Origin of the sequence: Mangrovitalea sediminis (assembly GCF_002514725.1) — a bacterium.
Lineage (GTDB): Bacteria > Pseudomonadota > Gammaproteobacteria > Pseudomonadales > Oleiphilaceae > Mangrovitalea > Mangrovitalea sediminis.
On the sequence record NZ_NTLB01000008.1, the window covers coordinates 157,436 to 171,398 of the forward strand.

Consider the following 13,963-nt stretch of genomic DNA (forward strand, 5'->3'; position numbering starts at 1 on the left):
GCCGGAATCGAGATTCCGGCTTTTTCTTTTGATGCAGCCCGACGTCGGAATCAATCCTCGTCGTCAACCTCAACAGCGCTGGCTGGACGATCTACCAGTTCTACATAGGCCATGGGCGCATTATCACCAGCTCGGAAACCGCACTTAAGTACGCGCAGGTAACCGCCGGGACGTGCCTTGTAACGCGGGCCCAGCTCGTTGAAAAGCTTGGCAACCGCATCGCTGTCGCGCAGCCGGGCAAAAGCCAGACGGCGGTTCGCAACAGAATCGCTTTTGGCGAGCGTGATCAAGGGTTCCGCCACGCGCCGCAGCTCTTTGGCCTTGGGCAGTGTGGTTTTGATCAGCTCATGCTCCACCAACGACGCCGTCATGTTACGGAACATGGACTTACGATGCGCGCTGGTCCGATTGAACTTACGACCACTCTTACGATGACGCATTGCTCTGATTCCTTACTTAAACTACTAATTGGCGGTCAAACGCCCAAAACCCGATCATCATTCCTGAGACTGGCCGGCGGCCAGTTCTCAAGCCGCATGCCCAGTGACAGGCCACGAGACGCCAAGACATCCTTGATCTCGGTGAGCGATTTCTTACCCAGATTCGGGGTCTTCAGCAGCTCGACTTCGGTACGCTGAATGAGATCGCCAATGTAGTAGATGTTTTCGGCTTTCAAACAGTTGGCCGAACGTACGGTCAATTCCAGATCGTCGACGGGACGCAGGAGAATCGGATCGACCTCCTCCTCTTCCTCAACTTTTTCCGGCTCCTTCTCGTGATCGAAGTCCACGAAAACAGCCAACTGCTGTTGAAGAATAGTCGCCGCGCGGCGAATAGCCTCTTCCGGATCAATCGTGCCGTTGGTCTCCAGGTCGATGACCAGCTTGTCCAAGTCGGTACGTTGTTCTACGCGAGCATTTTCGACTGCGTAGGCTACACGCTGTACCGGGCTGAACGTGGCATCCAACTGGAGACGGCCGATCGCTCGGGTCTCATCATCATTCAGGCCACGCTGATCTGCCGGCTCATAGCCGCGACCACGCGAAACCTTAAGCTTCATGTTGATCTGACCGTTAGCGCCAAGGTGACAGATCACGTGCTCCGGATTGACGATTTCAACATCATGATCCAGTTGAATATCACCAGCCGTAACCGCACCCTCACCCTTCTTGACGACGCTGAGTTCAACTTCGTCACGACCATGAAGCTTGATAGCCAGGCCCTTGAGGTTCAGCAGGATCTCAATAACATCCTCCTGAACACCCTCAATGGCGCTGTACTCGTGGAGAACGCCCTCAATTTGGGCCTCCACCACTGCACACCCCGGCATCGAAGACAGCAAGATTCGACGGAGAGCACTGCCGAGGGTATGACCGAACCCCCGCTCTAGAGGCTCAAGCGTGACCTTCGCATGGGTCTTGCTGATTTCCTGTACTTCGATGTTACGAGGAGTCAAGAATTCATTTACTGAACGCTGCATAGACGCCCCTATCTGCTCTCGTTGGCTACTCACGCTTTACTTGGAGTAAAGCTCGACGATGAGGTTTTCGTTGATGTCGGCAGGCAAATCGATACGTTCCGGAGTTGCCTTGAATACGCCGGACATCTTGTTGGCGTCAACCTCGACCCAGTTCACCGCGGAACGACTTCCAGCCAGCTCCAGTGCACCTTTCACACGGAGTTGATTGCGCGATTTCTCGCGGACGCTGACGGTGTCACCCGGGGCAACCTGATAAGACGGAATGTTGACCGCTTTACCGTTGACCAGGATGGCTTTGTGAGAAACCAACTGACGCGCCTCAGCACGAGTTGAACCAAAGCCCATCCGGTAAACCACGTTATCCAGACGGCTTTCGAGCAACTGCAGCAGGTTTTCACCCGTCGCACCTTTCAGGCGCGCCGCTTCTTTGTAGTAGTTGCGAAATTGACGCTCGAGTACGCCATACATACGACGGACTTTCTGCTTTTCGCGTAATTGCTGACCGTAGTCGGACAAACGACCACGACGAGCACCATGCTGTCCCGGCGCAGATTCGAGATTACACTTCGAATCCAGCGCACGTACGCCGCTTTTCAGGAAAAGATCTGTCCCTTCACGGCGAGACAGTTTGCATTTCGGACCTATGTACCGTGCCATTCCTCACTGTCTCCTGTATTACACGCGACGCTTTTTCGGCGGACGACAGCCGTTATGGGGGATCGGCGTAACATCAGTGATGTTCGTGATCTTGTAGCCGCACGCGTTCAGCGCACGAACCGCAGATTCACGGCCGGGACCAGGCCCCTTGACCAGTACGTCCAGGTTTTTAAGACCGTATTCAGCAGCCGCGTTACCGGCTCTTTCAGCTGCTACCTGTGCAGCAAAAGGCGTACTTTTACGTGACCCACGGAAGCCTGAGCCGCCGGACGTCGCCCAGGACAGCACATTGCCCTGGCGATCAGAAATGGTCACGATCGTGTTGTTGAAGGACGCATGAATGTGCGCGACGCCATCAACAACCGTCTTTTTCACCTTTTTACGGGTACGTGTACCTGGCTTTGCCATGTTTGCCTACCTGTTACTTGCGAATCGGTTTGCGAGGACCTTTACGAGTCCGGGCATTGGTCTTCGTACGCTGCCCTCTAACAGGCAGACCGTGACGATGACGCAGGCCGCGGAAGCATCCGAGATCCTTCAAACGCTTGATATTCATCTGCACTTCACGACGCAGATCGCCTTCAACAGTCATTTTGCTGACTTCATTACGCAACGTATCAAGTTGCTCATCCGTCAGGTCCTTGACCTTAGCGACCGGGTTAATACCCGTTGCATCGCAAAGCTTAGTTGCCGTGGTCTGACCAATACCGAAGATATAGGTCAGAGAGATCACGGCATGTTTATTGTCGGGTATATTGACACCGGCTATACGTGCCATCCATCTAACTCCGCGTTTAAAGCTTCGCTGTGTGGGTTACCGCCACAAAAGGGGCGCAAAATAATAGCGCCTGATCATTAAAAGATCAAGCGCCATTATTCCTCAGCCCCGTCGGGGGGATTAACCCTGACGTTGCTTGTGGCGAGGTTCAATGCAAATGACCCGTACAGAGCCATTGCGGCGGATAATCTTACAGTTACGGCAAATCTTCTTTACCGAAGCGCGTACTTTCATTGTCGACTCCAGTTCACGGGAAGGGACTCACCCCCTTCCGTAGCCCTTAAGATTGGACTTCTTCATCAAGGACTCATACTGATGGGACATCAGGTGAGCCTGAACCTGGGCCATGAAATCCATCACGACCACAACAACAATCAGCAGTGAAGTACCCCCAAGGTAGAAGGGAACGTTACCCGCAACCACCAGGAACTGGGGCAACAGGGACACCGCTGCGATGTAAATAGCGCCGAACAGCGTCAAGCGAGTCAGCACACCATCGATGTACTTGGCGGTTTGATCTCCCGGGCGAATCCCAGGGATAAAAGCGCCGGACTTCTTGAGGTTGTCCGCGACTTCTTTCGGGTTATACATCAAGGCTGTATAGAAGAAGCAGAAGAACACGACGGCCGCTGTAAACAACAACACATACAACGGCTGGCTCGGTGCCAACGCCTGCGAAATCTGATTCAGCCACTCCATGCCTTTACCCTGACCAAACCACTGCCCCAACGACGCCGGGAACAACAGGATGGACGATGCAAAGATCGGAGGGATTACACCCGCCATATTCACCTTGAGCGGCAGATGGCTGGTCTGCTGCGCATACACCCGGCGGCCCTGCTGACGCTTGGCATAATTGATTGTCAGTCGGCGCTGGCCGCGTTCCATGAACACGACAAAAGCAACCACGACAATCGCAAACACCGCGATACCCAACAGGACCAGCAGACTCATTTCACCATTCCGAGCCTGCTCAAGGGTTCTGCCCAGTGCACCAGGCAACCCGGCGACGATACCGGCGAAGATAAGCAGCGATATACCGTTGCCGATACCCCGCTCCGTAATCTGCTCGCCCAGCCACATCAGGAACACCGCGCCGGCGACGAAAGAGATCACCGCCACGAAGTAGAAGCTGAAGCTGTCGGTAAAGGTGACGCCTTGCGACGCCAACCCCACCGCGATACCGAAGCCTTGAACGGCGGCAAGCAGCACGGTCCCGTAACGGGTGTACTGGTTAATCTTGCGCCGGCCGGCCTCACCTTCCTTTTTCAGCTGCTCAAGCTGAGGACTCACTACCGTGAGCAGTTGCATGATGATCGATGCCGAAATGTACGGCATGATCCCCAGCGCAAAAATACTCATGCGCTTGAGTGCACCGCCAGAAAACATGTTGAACATGCCCAGGATAGTTCCCTGGTTCTGATCGAACAGTTGCGCCAGACGCTCCGGGTTAATACCCGGAACCGGAATGTGAGCACCTACTCGATAAACGAGCAGGGCCAAAAGCACATACCAAAGCCGCGAACGCAGCTCTGCCAGGCCCTTTCCCATTCCGGACGGTAATGATGCTGTCTTGGCCATTGAGTCCTCGACGTATCTTAGTCTTCGACTTTACCACCGGCAGCCACGATAGCATCGCGGGCGCCTTTGGTTACACGCAGTCCCTTGACCGTAATCGCACGGGAAAGCTCGCCCGCCAAAATAACTTTGGCTTCGCGAATTTCCTCACGCAGGATATCGGCCTTTTTCAACGCCGCCAGATCGACGACATCGCCTTCGACCTTAGCCAGCTCGTGAAGACGCACTTCTGCGACAAAACGAGCCTTGCGCGACGTGAAGCCAAACTTCGGCAGACGACGCTGCAAAGGCTGCTGACCACCCTCAAAACCGGGTGCGACAGAGCCGCCGGAGCGGGAGGTCAAACCTTTGTGACCACGGCCACCGGTTTTACCCAACCCACTACCGATACCACGACCCAGACGCTTCTTGGAGGGCTTGGAACCAGGTGCAGGGCTCAAATCATTCAGTTTCATCTTACTGCTCCTCGACCCGAACCAAATAGTTGACCTTGTTCACAAGGCCTCGGATGGCCGGCGTGTCCTGTAGCTCAACTGTTTGCCCGATCTTCCGCAGGCCAAGACCTTTAACACACAGACGGTGCTTCGGCTGACAGCCAATCGGACTGCGGGCAAGAGTAACTTTCAATGTTTTATCGTTCGCCATGACTTCAACCCAGTATCTCGTCAACGCTCTTACCGCGTTTGGCTGCGATATCCTCAGGCGCCTGCATTGCCTTGAGGCCCTTGATCGTGGCACGAACAACGTTGACCGGGTTGGTCGAACCATAGCACTTGGCCAGGACGTTGTGGACACCAGCCACTTCCAGCACGGCGCGCATCGCACCACCGGCGATGATACCGGTACCGTCGGAAGCCGGCTGCATGAATACACGGGACGCACCATGCTGGGCGGTAACCGGGTATTGCAGCGTGTGCGCATTCAGCGGAACGTTGACCATGTTCTTGCGCGCAGCTTCCATCGCCTTCTGAATAGCGACAGGCACTTCACGTGCCTTACCGCGACCGAAACCGACGCGGCCTTTGCCGTCGCCAACAACGGTCAGTGCGGTAAAGGCAAAAATACGACCGCCTTTAACCACTTTCGCGACGCGGTTAACCTGCACCAGCTTTTCCTGGAGCTCAGGCGCCTTCTGTTCAGTAACGCTCATCTTCTCCACCTCTTAGAATTGCAGTCCAGCTTCGCGAGCAGCATCGGCGAGAGCCTTGACGCGCCCATGATAACGGAATCCTGAGCGGTCAAAGGCGACGCTCTCGATACCGGCTTTTTTGGCACGTTCGGCAATCAACTGACCAACTTTCTTGGCCCCATCGATGTTGCCCGTAGAGCCCTGACGCAATTCCTTGTCCAACGTCGAAGCCGCGGCCAAAACCTGGCTACCGTCAGCGGAGATGATCTGGGCATACATGTGCCGCGGAGTCCGGTGTACGCTCAAACGATTGACACCCAACTCGCGGATCTTCGTGCGCACTTTCCGTGCGCGACGCAATCTGGATTCTTTCTTCGCGCTCATAATCTATGCCTTATTTCTTCTTGGCTTCTTTACGTCTGACCTGTTCGTCGGAATAACGAACACCTTTACCCTTATAGGGCTCCGGGGGACGGAAAGCGCGGATTTCCGCGGCAACCTGGCCAACCTGTTGTTTATCGATACCGCGAATCACGACCTCAGTTTGAGTCGGGGTTTCTGCGGTGACACCCTCCGGCAGGTCATATTCAACCGGATGGGAGAAGCCAAGCGTCAAATTCAGCTTTTTACCCTGGGCCTGGGCACGATAGCCAACCCCAATCAGCTGAAGCTTACGCTCAAAACCGGCACTAACACCCGTGACCATATTGCTGACCAAGGCACGGGTGGTGCCAGCCAGCGCACGAGACTGCTTTGCGCCATCACGGGCAGCGAAAACGAGCTGATCGCTGTCCTGTTTGACTTCGACCGCCATATGAACGGTCATTTTGAGAGCACCTTTGCTCCCCTTAACTTCGATATCCTGTCCGTTGAGCTTGACCTCGACACCCGAAGGCAGCACGACAGGATTTTTAGCAACCCTGGACATGTCTTACTCCTAGAATACCGTGCAGATTACTTCGCCACCGACACCGGCTTTACGCGCGGCACGATCCGTCATAACGCCCCGGGAGGTGGAAACAATAGCCACTCCCAGACCGCCAGCAACCTTCGGCAGGTCATTAGCACTTTTATATTGACGCAGGCCAGGACGGCTAACGCGCTTGATTTCTTCAATAACCGGCTTGCCCTCAAAATAACGGAGGGTAACCGTCAATGCTGGCTTGTCGTCACTGGAAACGCTGAAGTCTTCGATATAACCCTCGTCCTTTAGGACCTGGGCTACCGAGATCTTCATTTTTGAAGATGGCATGGCCACATCGGCCTTGGATGCCATCTGGGCATTGCGGATACGTGTAATCATATCCGCAAGGGTGTCTTGCATACTCATTGGTATGAGGCTCCTGATCTTTTTAGTTGTGCAGCGGCTCGCCGCACCGCTTACCAACAAACTTGCGTAACGAACTTACCAGCTGGATTTGGTCAATCCCGGTACATCACCGCGCATGCCGGCTTCGCGCAACTTGATACGCGACAGCTTGAATTTACGCAGCACACCGTGAGGACGGCCTGTCAACTGGCAACGATTACGCAGACGGCTGGCACTGGAGTCACGCGGAAGCGCTTGCAGCTTCATTTGCGCGTTCCAACGGTCCTCGTCCGAGCTGTTGGGGTTCTTGATAATCGCCTTGAGTTCAGCGCGCTTGGCAGCATACTTCTCAACTGCCTTCTGGCGCTTCAGCTCACGCTCTTTCATCGATACTTTTGCCATAATTCCCAATCTCTACTTTTTGAACGGGAAACTGAACGCCTGCAACAACGCACGACCTTCGTCATCCGTACGTGCCGTAGTGGTGATCGTGATATCCAGCCCACGGACCTTATCGACTTTGTCGTATTCGATCTCGGGGAAGATGATCTGCTCACGCACGCCCATGCTGTAGTTACCGCGACCATCGAAGGATTTCGAGTTCAGGCCACGGAAGTCACGAATACGGGGCACGGCAATGTGCACCAGGCGATCAAAAAAGTCCCACATGCGCTCCCCGCGCAGCGTTACCTTGCAGCCAATCGGGAAGCCCTCACGGACTTTGAATCCAGCAACGGAACGCTTCGCCTTGGTAATGACGGGCTTCTGACCGGCCAGCTGCTCCAGGTCACGCACTGCATTCTCAAGCTGCTTCTTGTCGCCAATGGCTTCGCCAACACCCATGTTCAGGGTGATTTTCTCGATACGCGGCACCTGCATGATGTTCTTGTAACTGAACTCCTGCTGCAGCGCCTGTATCACTTCCGACTTATAAAGCTCTTTCATGCTCGGCATCGTAACCACCGCTACACTTACTGGTTATCGATAACTTCTTTCGTGGAGCGGAAAATACGGGCCTTGGACCCATCTTCCTTCTCCAGAAAGCCCACCCGATCCGCTTTCTGTGTCTGCGGGTTATAAATCGCCACATTAGACAGATGGATCGGTGCTTCTTTTTCAATGATGCCGCCAGGTGCGTTGGCCATCGGGTTAGGCCGCGTGTGGCGCTTGATCATGTTGATGCCGGATACGATCACCCGGTTATCATCCAACACGCGAAGCACTTTACCACGCTTATCTTTGTCCTTACCCGCAATGACGACGACCTCGTCATCTCGCTTGATCTTTTTCATAACCGGCCTCTAGTCCTTACAGTACTTCCGGTGCCAGTGAAATGATTTTCATGAACTTCTCATTCCGGAGCTCGCGAGTTACCGGCCCAAAAATACGGGTACCGATAGGCGCGTCCTGGTTGTTGAGAAGTACTGCGGCATTACCGTCAAAACGGATCAGGGACCCGTCAGGACGACGCACACCGAATCTGGTACGCACTACCACAGCCTTGAGGACCTGGCCCTTGCGCACTTTACCGCGGGGAATTGCATCCTTCACGGTCACCTTGATGATATCGCCAACGCTCGCGTACCGGCGGTGTGAGCCCCCCAGCACTTTGATGCACATCACTCGACGGGCACCGCTGTTGTCCGCGACGTCAAGCATTGTTTGAGTCTGAATCATGGTTATTCTCCAGCAGAAACCACTTCGTCGTTACGGCAAGACCCACCGACGGGGACGTTAAACCTTCGATGCCTGCTCGACGACTTCCACCAGTTTCCAGGTCTTCGTCTTCGACAGAGGACGACTTTCCTGAATGGTGACGATGTCGCCGATATTGCACTGGTTATTTTCGTCGTGCGCATGGATCTTGGTCGAGCGCCGAAGATATTTGCCATAAATCGGGTGCTTCTCACGGCGCTCAACGAGAACGACAATGGATTTCTCCATCTTGTTGCTCACGACCTTGCCGCTCAGCGTTCTGGCATTCTTTGCAGCTTCAGTCATGTCAGTTTCCTGCCTTCTGAGTCAATACAGTTTTCACGCGGGCGATGTCACGCTTGACCTTGCCGAGTAAATGGCTCTGGTTCAGCTGGCCGGTAGCCTTACGCATACGCAGATTGAACTGCTCTTTGAGCAGGCTCATCAGGTCGCCTTTCAGCTCTTCGACCGACTTTTCGCGAAGTTCTTGAGCATTCATCACATCACCGTCCTAGTCACAAAGGTGGTAGACAACGGCAGTTTGGCTGCAGCCAGCGCAAAGGCTTCACGTGCGATGGACTCAGGAACCCCTTCCATCTCGTAAAGGATTTTTCCGGGCTGGATCTCTGCGACCCAATATTCGACAGAGCCCTTACCGTGGCCCATACGAACTTCCAACGGCTTCTTGGTGATCGGCTTGTCCGGGAAAATCCGGATCCAGATCTTACCACCCCGTTTGATATGACGGGTCATGGTTCGACGAGCCGCCTCGATCTGACGCGCGGTAATACGACCACGATCCGTCGCTTTCAGACCGAATTCGCCAAAGCTCACTTTACTGCCGCGATGAGCGAGACCGCGATTACGGCCCTTCATCATTTTTCTGAATTTAGTGCGTTTTGGTTGCAACATGCGAGCGCCCCCTTACTTGGAACCTTTCTTGCGAGCAGTTCCTTTGTCGGCACGGACTTGGTCCATCCCGCCAAGGATCTCGCCTTTAAAGATCCACACCTTGACACCGATAACACCGTAGGTGGTATGGGCTTCGTGTGTGGCGTAGTCGATATCGGCACGCAGGGTATGCAAAGGCACTCGGCCTTCACGATACCATTCGGTACGCGCGATCTCGGCACCGCCCAAGCGACCGCTCACCTGGATCTTGATACCCTTGGCGCCCTGGCGCATTGCGTTCTGCACCGCCCGCTTCATGGCGCGACGGAACATCACGCGACGCTCGAGCTGATTAGCAACACTTTGCGCGACCAATTTCGAATCCAGGTCCGGCTTGCGGATCTCTTCGATATTGATATGAACAGGAACGCCCATCATGTCGCTGACTTCCCGACGCAGACGATCCACATCCTCGCCTTTCTTGCCGATTACGATACCGGGACGAGCCGTGTGAATCGTAATGCGAGCATTCTGTGCTGGACGCTCGATGACAACCTTACTGACAGACGCCTTTTCCAGACGCTTGTTCAGGAACTCACGAACCTGAATATCGTTAAGCAGGTTCTTGGCGTAACTTTTCTTGTCCGCGTACCAGATCGAGTTGTGCTCTTTGATCACACCCAATCGGATACCGGTCGGATTTACTTTCTGACCCATCTGAGCATCTCCTACTTGTCGGCGACCTTGACGGTAATGTGGCACGAACGTTTCAGGATCCGGTCGGCACGGCCCTTGGCACGAGGCTTAATACGCTTCATGACCGGACCTTCGTCGACACAGATCGTGGAAACCTTCAGTTCATCCACATCCAGGCCTTGGTTGTGCTCAGCATTGGCAATCGCAGACTCAAGAGCTTTCTTGATGATATGCGCTGCCTTCTTTGGGCTGAAAGTCAGAATATTCAGGGCTTCCTCTACGGCCTTACCGCGAACCTGGTCTGCAACAAGACGAGCTTTCTGAGCAGAGAGGCGAGCGCCCTTTAACTTAGCCGCTACTTCCATTTTCTTTCCCCTCAGCTTCAGCGTTTCGCTTTCTTGTCGGCAGCATGGCCGCGGAAAGTACGCGTTGCAGCGAACTCCCCAAGCTTATGGCCGACCATATCTTCAGTCACATACACAGGTACATGCTGACGACCGTTATGCACGGCAATGGTCAAACCTACCATCTCTGGAAAAACCGTCGAACGACGAGACCAGGTCTTAATCGGCCGTTTGTCGTTACTTTCCAGAGCTGCTTCTACCTTCTTCAACAGATGCAGGTCAATGAATGGACCTTTCTTTAAAGAACGTGGCACAGCGTAATCCTCTAAGTCATCAATTACTTGGCCGAACGACGACGTACTATCATCTTGTCAGTACGCTTGTTCTTACGAGTCTTATGCCCTTTGGTCGGGACACCCCAAGGAGTAACCGGGTGACGTCCGCCAGAGGTACGCCCTTCACCACCACCATGGGGGTGGTCAACTGGGTTCATAGCAACACCGCGTACCGTCGGCCGCTTACCGCGCCAACGTGTTGCACCCGCCTTACCAAGCTGCTTGAGGCTGTGTTCGCTGTTGGAAACTTCACCCAACGTAGCGCGACACTCACTCAGCACCTTGCGCATTTCACCGGAACGCAGACGCAGGGTGGCGTAAGAACCTTCCCGCGCGACCAACTGGACAGAAGCACCAGCGCTGCGTGCCAGTTGCGCACCCTTCCCAGGCTTGAGTTCGATACAGTGAATAATCGAACCCACCGGGATGTTGCGCAGCGGCAACGTGCTACCGACCTTGATCGGCGCATCGATGCCAGAACGCACAGAATCACCTGCCTGCAAGCCTTTGGGAGCGATAATGTAACGACGCTCACCGTCGGCATATTTCAGCAAAGCGATGTGTGCAGAACGATTAGGATCGTATTCCAGACGCTCAACAACGGCCGAAATCCCATCCTTGTTACGTTTAAAATCAACTGTCCGATAATGGCGCTTGTGACCACCACCCACGTGACGGGTAGTAATGCGGCCAAAATGGTTACGCCCACCGGTCTTTTTGAGAACTTCCGTCAAGGAGGCTTCGGGGCGCCCCTTGTGCAGCTCCGCACTGACGACTTTGATAACGTGACGGCGGCCAGCGGAAGTCGGTTTCGTTTTAACGATCGACATGATAAGACCCCTTTACCTTATTCCACATCCAGGAAGTCGATATCCTGGCCTTCCGCCAAACGCACATAAGCCTTGCGAACGTCTTGGCGCTTGCCAACACCGCGCATGGTGCGCTTCAGCTTGCCTTTACGGTTCAGCACTTGAACACCTTCAACTTTTACATTGAAGAGCTGCTCAACAGCTTTCTTGATTTCGGGCTTGGTGGCGTCAGGCGCTACACGGAAAACGACCTGGCCGCTTTCGGCACACATCGTGGCTTTTTCCGAAATGAGCGGTCCGAGCAGAACCTTGTAGATACGTTCCTGATTCATCCCAGCAACTCCTCGATCTTCTTCAATGCCGGCACTGTAACCGCGACTTTCTCGAAGGCGATCAGACTTACCGGATCCACGCCAGCAACATCCCGCACGTCAACGTGCGGCAGGTTACGAGCGGCCAGGTAGAGGTTCTGCTCTACGTTATCGGAAACAATCAGCGCGTTACCCAAACCCAGATCGTTCAACTTGGCAGTAAAGGCCTTGGTTTTCGGTGTTTCGAGGACCAAATCCTCAAGCACGACCAAACGATCCTGACGCACGAGCTCAGAGAAGATGGAGCGCATGGCGGCGCGATACATCTTCTTATTGACCTTCTGCGAGTGATCCTGCGGACGCGCCGCAAAAGCAACACCACCAGAACGCCAGATCGGGCTACGGATAGTACCGGCCCGAGCGCGCCCGGTACCTTTCTGGCGCCAAGGCTTCTTGCCGCCGCCGCGCACATCAGAACGGGTCTTCTGTGCACGAGTACCCTGGCGACCAGCTGACATATAAGCGGTCACAACCTGGTGAACCAGCGCCTCGTTAAACTCTTTACCGAAGGCGGCATCGGAAACGGAAACGCCCTTGCCGCTACCAGTGATTGTCAATTCCATCACACCACCCCTCAGGCTTTCACTGCTGGCTTGATAATCAGGTTTCCGCCGGTTGCACCAGGCACGGAACCTTTAATCAGCAGCAGATTGCGCTCAGCATCAACACGGACGATTTCGAGACTCTGAACGGTCACCCGCTCATCACCCATGTGACCGGCCATCTTCTTGCCTTTGAAGACACGACCCGGAGTCTGGTTCTGACCAATGGAACCGGGAGCGCGATGCGACAGGGAGTTACCGTGAGTGGCATCCTGGGTAGCGAAATTCCAGCGCTTGATAACGCCAGCAAAGCCCTTACCCTTGGATTGACCAATAACGTCTACGTATTGGCCTGCCTCGAACTGGGAAACCGTCAGCTCACCACTGGCCGCAAGATCTTCGCCCTCGCCATCAGCAAGACGAAACTCCCACAAACCGCGACCAGCCTCTACACCAGCCTTGGCAAAATGCCCGGCAGCCGGTTTCGTGACACGGGAAGCGCGGCGCGCACCAACAGTAACCTGAACAGCGCGATAGCCATCGGATTCCGGAGTTTTCACTTGCGTGATGCGGTTTGCCTCAACTTCGACAACCGTTACCGGAATAGCTTGACCATCATCCGTAAAAATACGGGTCATACCGGCCTTACGACCGACAACACCAATTGCCATTTTTCACCTCTAAAGTGTACGGGGCTCTAACCCTCTATGGCCTTTCGACAGTTACACTCAGGTCAACGCGAGAGGGCGCGTTAACCCAGGCTGATCTGAACGTCTACACCGGCGGCCAGATCCAACTTCATTAAAGCATCAACTGTCTTTTCAGTAGGCTCGATAATATCGAGCATCCTTTTGTGCGTACGAATCTCGTACTGATCACGCGCATCCTTGTTGACATGCGGAGAAACCAGCACTGTGTACTTCTCTTTGCGCGTCGGCAAAGGAATCGGGCCACGCACCTGTGCACCTGTACGCTTTGCCGTATCGACAATTTCCTGTGTCGACTGGTCGATCAGGCGATAATCAAATGCCTTCAACCGAATTCTGATTTTTTGGCTTTGCATGATGCCCAAAACTCCACGAATTGCAGCTAGGTATTAGCCGACCTTTAAAAAAAGGAGCCGCATTGTATGCATAATACTCAGGGGTGTCAAGCTAACACCTGACACCCCTTCACCTTGCGATTGCGCAGAAAAAAGGGGCTGCACCAAGACAGCCCCTTTTTTCACAGGTTATTCGATTACTCGATCACCTTGGTCACAACGCCCGCACCAACGGTACGACCGCCTTCGCGAATCGCGAAGCGCAGACCATCTTCCATTGCGATCGGCGCAATCAGCGTCACGACCA

29 protein-coding genes are annotated in these 13,963 nt (G+C 54.4%); all 29 read right to left on the bottom strand.

Features of this window, described 5'->3' with window-relative positions; translation table 11 throughout:
• Window positions 1–50: 50 nt before the first annotated feature.
• Window positions 51–440 carry a 50S ribosomal protein L17 gene (rplQ, locus tag CLR77_RS19440; RefSeq protein WP_097462376.1) on the bottom strand — a complete coding sequence of 130 codons (390 nt, stop codon included), beginning with the start codon at window positions 438–440 and terminating at the stop codon, window positions 51–53.
• Between the two features lie 35 nt (window positions 441–475).
• Window positions 476–1,480, bottom strand: a complete 1,005-nt coding sequence (locus CLR77_RS19445; protein ID WP_097462377.1) for a DNA-directed RNA polymerase subunit alpha — start codon at window positions 1,478–1,480, stop codon at window positions 476–478.
• A gap of 36 nt (window positions 1,481–1,516) precedes the next feature.
• Complete coding sequence (rpsD, locus tag CLR77_RS19450) at window positions 1,517–2,137, bottom strand: 30S ribosomal protein S4 (protein ID WP_097462378.1); 621 nt, start codon at window positions 2,135–2,137, stop codon at window positions 1,517–1,519.
• 18 nt (window positions 2,138–2,155) lie between these two features.
• Entirely contained in the window at window positions 2,156–2,545 is a 390-nt protein-coding gene (gene rpsK, locus CLR77_RS19455) for a 30S ribosomal protein S11 (protein ID WP_097462379.1), read from the bottom strand.
• 13 nt (window positions 2,546–2,558) lie between these two features.
• Window positions 2,559–2,915 carry a 30S ribosomal protein S13 gene (gene rpsM, locus CLR77_RS19460; protein ID WP_097462380.1) on the bottom strand — a complete coding sequence of 119 codons (357 nt, stop codon included), beginning with the start codon at window positions 2,913–2,915 and terminating at the stop codon, window positions 2,559–2,561.
• Between the two features lie 120 nt (window positions 2,916–3,035).
• Entirely contained in the window at window positions 3,036–3,149 is a 114-nt protein-coding gene (rpmJ, locus tag CLR77_RS19465; RefSeq protein ID WP_097462381.1) for a 50S ribosomal protein L36, read from the bottom strand.
• Window positions 3,150–3,176: 27 nt separating this feature from the next.
• Entirely contained in the window at window positions 3,177–4,496 is a 1,320-nt protein-coding gene (gene secY, locus CLR77_RS19470) for a preprotein translocase subunit SecY (protein ID WP_097462382.1), read from the bottom strand.
• Window positions 4,497–4,513: 17 nt separating this feature from the next.
• Window positions 4,514–4,948: a 50S ribosomal protein L15 gene (gene rplO, locus CLR77_RS19475; protein ID WP_097462383.1), complete on the bottom strand. Its 435-nt coding sequence runs from the start codon at window positions 4,946–4,948 to the stop codon at window positions 4,514–4,516.
• Window position 4,949: 1 nt separating this feature from the next.
• Window positions 4,950–5,138 carry a 50S ribosomal protein L30 gene (gene rpmD / locus CLR77_RS19480; RefSeq protein ID WP_097462384.1) on the bottom strand — a complete coding sequence of 63 codons (189 nt, stop codon included), beginning with the start codon at window positions 5,136–5,138 and terminating at the stop codon, window positions 4,950–4,952.
• Between the two features lie 4 nt (window positions 5,139–5,142).
• A complete protein-coding gene (gene rpsE / locus CLR77_RS19485; RefSeq protein ID WP_097462385.1) occupies window positions 5,143–5,643 on the bottom strand; it encodes a 30S ribosomal protein S5 in 501 nt (166 codons plus the stop codon).
• A gap of 12 nt (window positions 5,644–5,655) precedes the next feature.
• Entirely contained in the window at window positions 5,656–6,006 is a 351-nt protein-coding gene (rplR, locus tag CLR77_RS19490; RefSeq protein WP_097462386.1) for a 50S ribosomal protein L18, read from the bottom strand.
• Between the two features lie 10 nt (window positions 6,007–6,016).
• A complete protein-coding gene (gene rplF / locus CLR77_RS19495) occupies window positions 6,017–6,550 on the bottom strand; it encodes a 50S ribosomal protein L6 (RefSeq protein ID WP_097462387.1) in 534 nt (177 codons plus the stop codon).
• Window positions 6,551–6,559: 9 nt separating this feature from the next.
• A complete protein-coding gene (rpsH, locus tag CLR77_RS19500; RefSeq protein WP_097462388.1) occupies window positions 6,560–6,952 on the bottom strand; it encodes a 30S ribosomal protein S8 in 393 nt (130 codons plus the stop codon).
• 75 nt (window positions 6,953–7,027) lie between these two features.
• Complete coding sequence (rpsN, locus tag CLR77_RS19505; RefSeq protein ID WP_097462389.1) at window positions 7,028–7,333, bottom strand: 30S ribosomal protein S14; 306 nt, start codon at window positions 7,331–7,333, stop codon at window positions 7,028–7,030.
• A 12-nt stretch (window positions 7,334–7,345) separates the two neighbouring features.
• Window positions 7,346–7,876, bottom strand: coding sequence for a 50S ribosomal protein L5 (gene rplE, locus CLR77_RS19510; RefSeq protein WP_406564975.1), 531 nt, complete (start codon window positions 7,874–7,876; stop codon window positions 7,346–7,348).
• Window positions 7,877–7,902: 26 nt separating this feature from the next.
• The gene (rplX, locus tag CLR77_RS19515; RefSeq protein ID WP_097462391.1) at window positions 7,903–8,223 is read right to left on the bottom strand and encodes a 50S ribosomal protein L24; all 321 of its coding nucleotides are present in this window, start codon (window positions 8,221–8,223) and stop codon (window positions 7,903–7,905) included.
• Window positions 8,224–8,239: 16 nt separating this feature from the next.
• Window positions 8,240–8,608 carry a 50S ribosomal protein L14 gene (rplN, locus tag CLR77_RS19520; protein WP_097462392.1) on the bottom strand — a complete coding sequence of 123 codons (369 nt, stop codon included), beginning with the start codon at window positions 8,606–8,608 and terminating at the stop codon, window positions 8,240–8,242.
• A gap of 57 nt (window positions 8,609–8,665) precedes the next feature.
• Window positions 8,666–8,932, bottom strand: a complete 267-nt coding sequence (rpsQ, locus tag CLR77_RS19525) for a 30S ribosomal protein S17 (protein ID WP_097462393.1) — start codon at window positions 8,930–8,932, stop codon at window positions 8,666–8,668.
• A gap of 1 nt (window position 8,933) precedes the next feature.
• Window positions 8,934–9,125, bottom strand: coding sequence for a 50S ribosomal protein L29 (rpmC, locus tag CLR77_RS19530; protein ID WP_097462394.1), 192 nt, complete (start codon window positions 9,123–9,125; stop codon window positions 8,934–8,936).
• Window positions 9,125–9,538: a 50S ribosomal protein L16 gene (rplP, locus tag CLR77_RS19535; RefSeq protein ID WP_097462395.1), complete on the bottom strand. Its 414-nt coding sequence runs from the start codon at window positions 9,536–9,538 to the stop codon at window positions 9,125–9,127. Before rplP ends, rpmC begins: the two co-directional genes overlap by 1 nt.
• Window positions 9,539–9,550: 12 nt before the next feature.
• Window positions 9,551–10,234: a 30S ribosomal protein S3 gene (rpsC, locus tag CLR77_RS19540; RefSeq protein ID WP_097462396.1), complete on the bottom strand. Its 684-nt coding sequence runs from the start codon at window positions 10,232–10,234 to the stop codon at window positions 9,551–9,553.
• 11 nt (window positions 10,235–10,245) lie between these two features.
• A complete protein-coding gene (gene rplV, locus CLR77_RS19545) occupies window positions 10,246–10,578 on the bottom strand; it encodes a 50S ribosomal protein L22 (protein WP_097462397.1) in 333 nt (110 codons plus the stop codon).
• Window positions 10,579–10,595: 17 nt separating this feature from the next.
• Window positions 10,596–10,871: a 30S ribosomal protein S19 gene (rpsS, locus tag CLR77_RS19550; RefSeq protein ID WP_097462398.1), complete on the bottom strand. Its 276-nt coding sequence runs from the start codon at window positions 10,869–10,871 to the stop codon at window positions 10,596–10,598.
• Between the two features lie 23 nt (window positions 10,872–10,894).
• Complete coding sequence (gene rplB, locus CLR77_RS19555; RefSeq protein ID WP_097462399.1) at window positions 10,895–11,722, bottom strand: 50S ribosomal protein L2; 828 nt, start codon at window positions 11,720–11,722, stop codon at window positions 10,895–10,897.
• 17 nt (window positions 11,723–11,739) lie between these two features.
• Window positions 11,740–12,033 (bottom strand): 50S ribosomal protein L23, encoded by a 294-nt coding sequence (rplW, locus tag CLR77_RS19560; protein ID WP_097462400.1) that lies wholly within the window; start codon window positions 12,031–12,033, stop codon window positions 11,740–11,742.
• Window positions 12,030–12,635: a 50S ribosomal protein L4 gene (rplD, locus tag CLR77_RS19565; protein ID WP_097462401.1), complete on the bottom strand. Its 606-nt coding sequence runs from the start codon at window positions 12,633–12,635 to the stop codon at window positions 12,030–12,032. Before rplD ends, rplW begins: the two co-directional genes overlap by 4 nt.
• 11 nt (window positions 12,636–12,646) lie before the next feature.
• A complete protein-coding gene (gene rplC, locus CLR77_RS19570; protein WP_097462402.1) occupies window positions 12,647–13,285 on the bottom strand; it encodes a 50S ribosomal protein L3 in 639 nt (212 codons plus the stop codon).
• 80 nt (window positions 13,286–13,365) lie between these two features.
• A complete protein-coding gene (rpsJ, locus tag CLR77_RS19575) occupies window positions 13,366–13,677 on the bottom strand; it encodes a 30S ribosomal protein S10 (RefSeq protein WP_097462403.1) in 312 nt (103 codons plus the stop codon).
• Window positions 13,678–13,853: 176 nt separating this feature from the next.
• The coding region (locus CLR77_RS19580) for an EF-Tu C-terminal domain-related protein (protein WP_198962839.1) at window positions 13,854–13,963 on the bottom strand (110 nt) is incomplete at its 5' end.

What these genes read in the sequence shown, in the direction of transcription:
- rplQ (WP_097462376.1), bottom strand. Translation starts at nt 440, where the DNA reads ATGCGTCATCGTAAGAGTGGTCGTAAGTTCAATCGGACCAGCGCGCAT.
- CLR77_RS19445 (WP_097462377.1), bottom strand. Translation starts at nt 1,480, where the DNA reads ATGCAGCGTTCAGTAAATGAATTCTTGACTCCTCGTAACATCGAAGTA.
- rpsD (WP_097462378.1), bottom strand. Translation starts at nt 2,137, where the DNA reads ATGGCACGGTACATAGGTCCGAAATGCAAACTGTCTCGCCGTGAAGGG.
- rpsK (WP_097462379.1), bottom strand. Translation starts at nt 2,545, where the DNA reads ATGGCAAAGCCAGGTACACGTACCCGTAAAAAGGTGAAAAAGACGGTT.
- rpsM (WP_097462380.1), bottom strand. Translation starts at nt 2,915, where the DNA reads ATGGCACGTATAGCCGGTGTCAATATACCCGACAATAAACATGCCGTG.
- rpmJ (WP_097462381.1), bottom strand. Translation starts at nt 3,149, where the DNA reads ATGAAAGTACGCGCTTCGGTAAAGAAGATTTGCCGTAACTGTAAGATT.
- secY (WP_097462382.1), bottom strand. Translation starts at nt 4,496, where the DNA reads ATGGCCAAGACAGCATCATTACCGTCCGGAATGGGAAAGGGCCTGGCA.
- rplO (WP_097462383.1), bottom strand. Translation starts at nt 4,948, where the DNA reads ATGAAACTGAATGATTTGAGCCCTGCACCTGGTTCCAAGCCCTCCAAG.
- rpmD (WP_097462384.1), bottom strand. Translation starts at nt 5,138, where the DNA reads ATGGCGAACGATAAAACATTGAAAGTTACTCTTGCCCGCAGTCCGATT.
- rpsE (WP_097462385.1), bottom strand. Translation starts at nt 5,643, where the DNA reads ATGAGCGTTACTGAACAGAAGGCGCCTGAGCTCCAGGAAAAGCTGGTG.
- rplR (WP_097462386.1), bottom strand. Translation starts at nt 6,006, where the DNA reads ATGAGCGCGAAGAAAGAATCCAGATTGCGTCGCGCACGGAAAGTGCGC.
- rplF (WP_097462387.1), bottom strand. Translation starts at nt 6,550, where the DNA reads ATGTCCAGGGTTGCTAAAAATCCTGTCGTGCTGCCTTCGGGTGTCGAG.
- rpsH (WP_097462388.1), bottom strand. Translation starts at nt 6,952, where the DNA reads ATGAGTATGCAAGACACCCTTGCGGATATGATTACACGTATCCGCAAT.
- rpsN (WP_097462389.1), bottom strand. Translation starts at nt 7,333, where the DNA reads ATGGCAAAAGTATCGATGAAAGAGCGTGAGCTGAAGCGCCAGAAGGCA.
- rplE (WP_406564975.1), bottom strand. Translation starts at nt 7,876, where the DNA reads ATGAAAGAGCTTTATAAGTCGGAAGTGATACAGGCGCTGCAGCAGGAG.
- rplX (WP_097462391.1), bottom strand. Translation starts at nt 8,223, where the DNA reads ATGAAAAAGATCAAGCGAGATGACGAGGTCGTCGTCATTGCGGGTAAG.
- rplN (WP_097462392.1), bottom strand. Translation starts at nt 8,608, where the DNA reads ATGATTCAGACTCAAACAATGCTTGACGTCGCGGACAACAGCGGTGCC.
- rpsQ (WP_097462393.1), bottom strand. Translation starts at nt 8,932, where the DNA reads ATGACTGAAGCTGCAAAGAATGCCAGAACGCTGAGCGGCAAGGTCGTG.
- rpmC (WP_097462394.1), bottom strand. Translation starts at nt 9,125, where the DNA reads ATGAATGCTCAAGAACTTCGCGAAAAGTCGGTCGAAGAGCTGAAAGGC.
- rplP (WP_097462395.1), bottom strand. Translation starts at nt 9,538, where the DNA reads ATGTTGCAACCAAAACGCACTAAATTCAGAAAAATGATGAAGGGCCGT.
- rpsC (WP_097462396.1), bottom strand. Translation starts at nt 10,234, where the DNA reads ATGGGTCAGAAAGTAAATCCGACCGGTATCCGATTGGGTGTGATCAAA.
- rplV (WP_097462397.1), bottom strand. Translation starts at nt 10,578, where the DNA reads ATGGAAGTAGCGGCTAAGTTAAAGGGCGCTCGCCTCTCTGCTCAGAAA.
- rplB (WP_097462399.1), bottom strand. Translation starts at nt 11,722, where the DNA reads ATGTCGATCGTTAAAACGAAACCGACTTCCGCTGGCCGCCGTCACGTT.
- rplW (WP_097462400.1), bottom strand. Translation starts at nt 12,033, where the DNA reads ATGAATCAGGAACGTATCTACAAGGTTCTGCTCGGACCGCTCATTTCG.
- rplD (WP_097462401.1), bottom strand. Translation starts at nt 12,635, where the DNA reads ATGGAATTGACAATCACTGGTAGCGGCAAGGGCGTTTCCGTTTCCGAT.
- rplC (WP_097462402.1), bottom strand. Translation starts at nt 13,285, where the DNA reads ATGGCAATTGGTGTTGTCGGTCGTAAGGCCGGTATGACCCGTATTTTT.
- rpsJ (WP_097462403.1), bottom strand. Translation starts at nt 13,677, where the DNA reads ATGCAAAGCCAAAAAATCAGAATTCGGTTGAAGGCATTTGATTATCGC.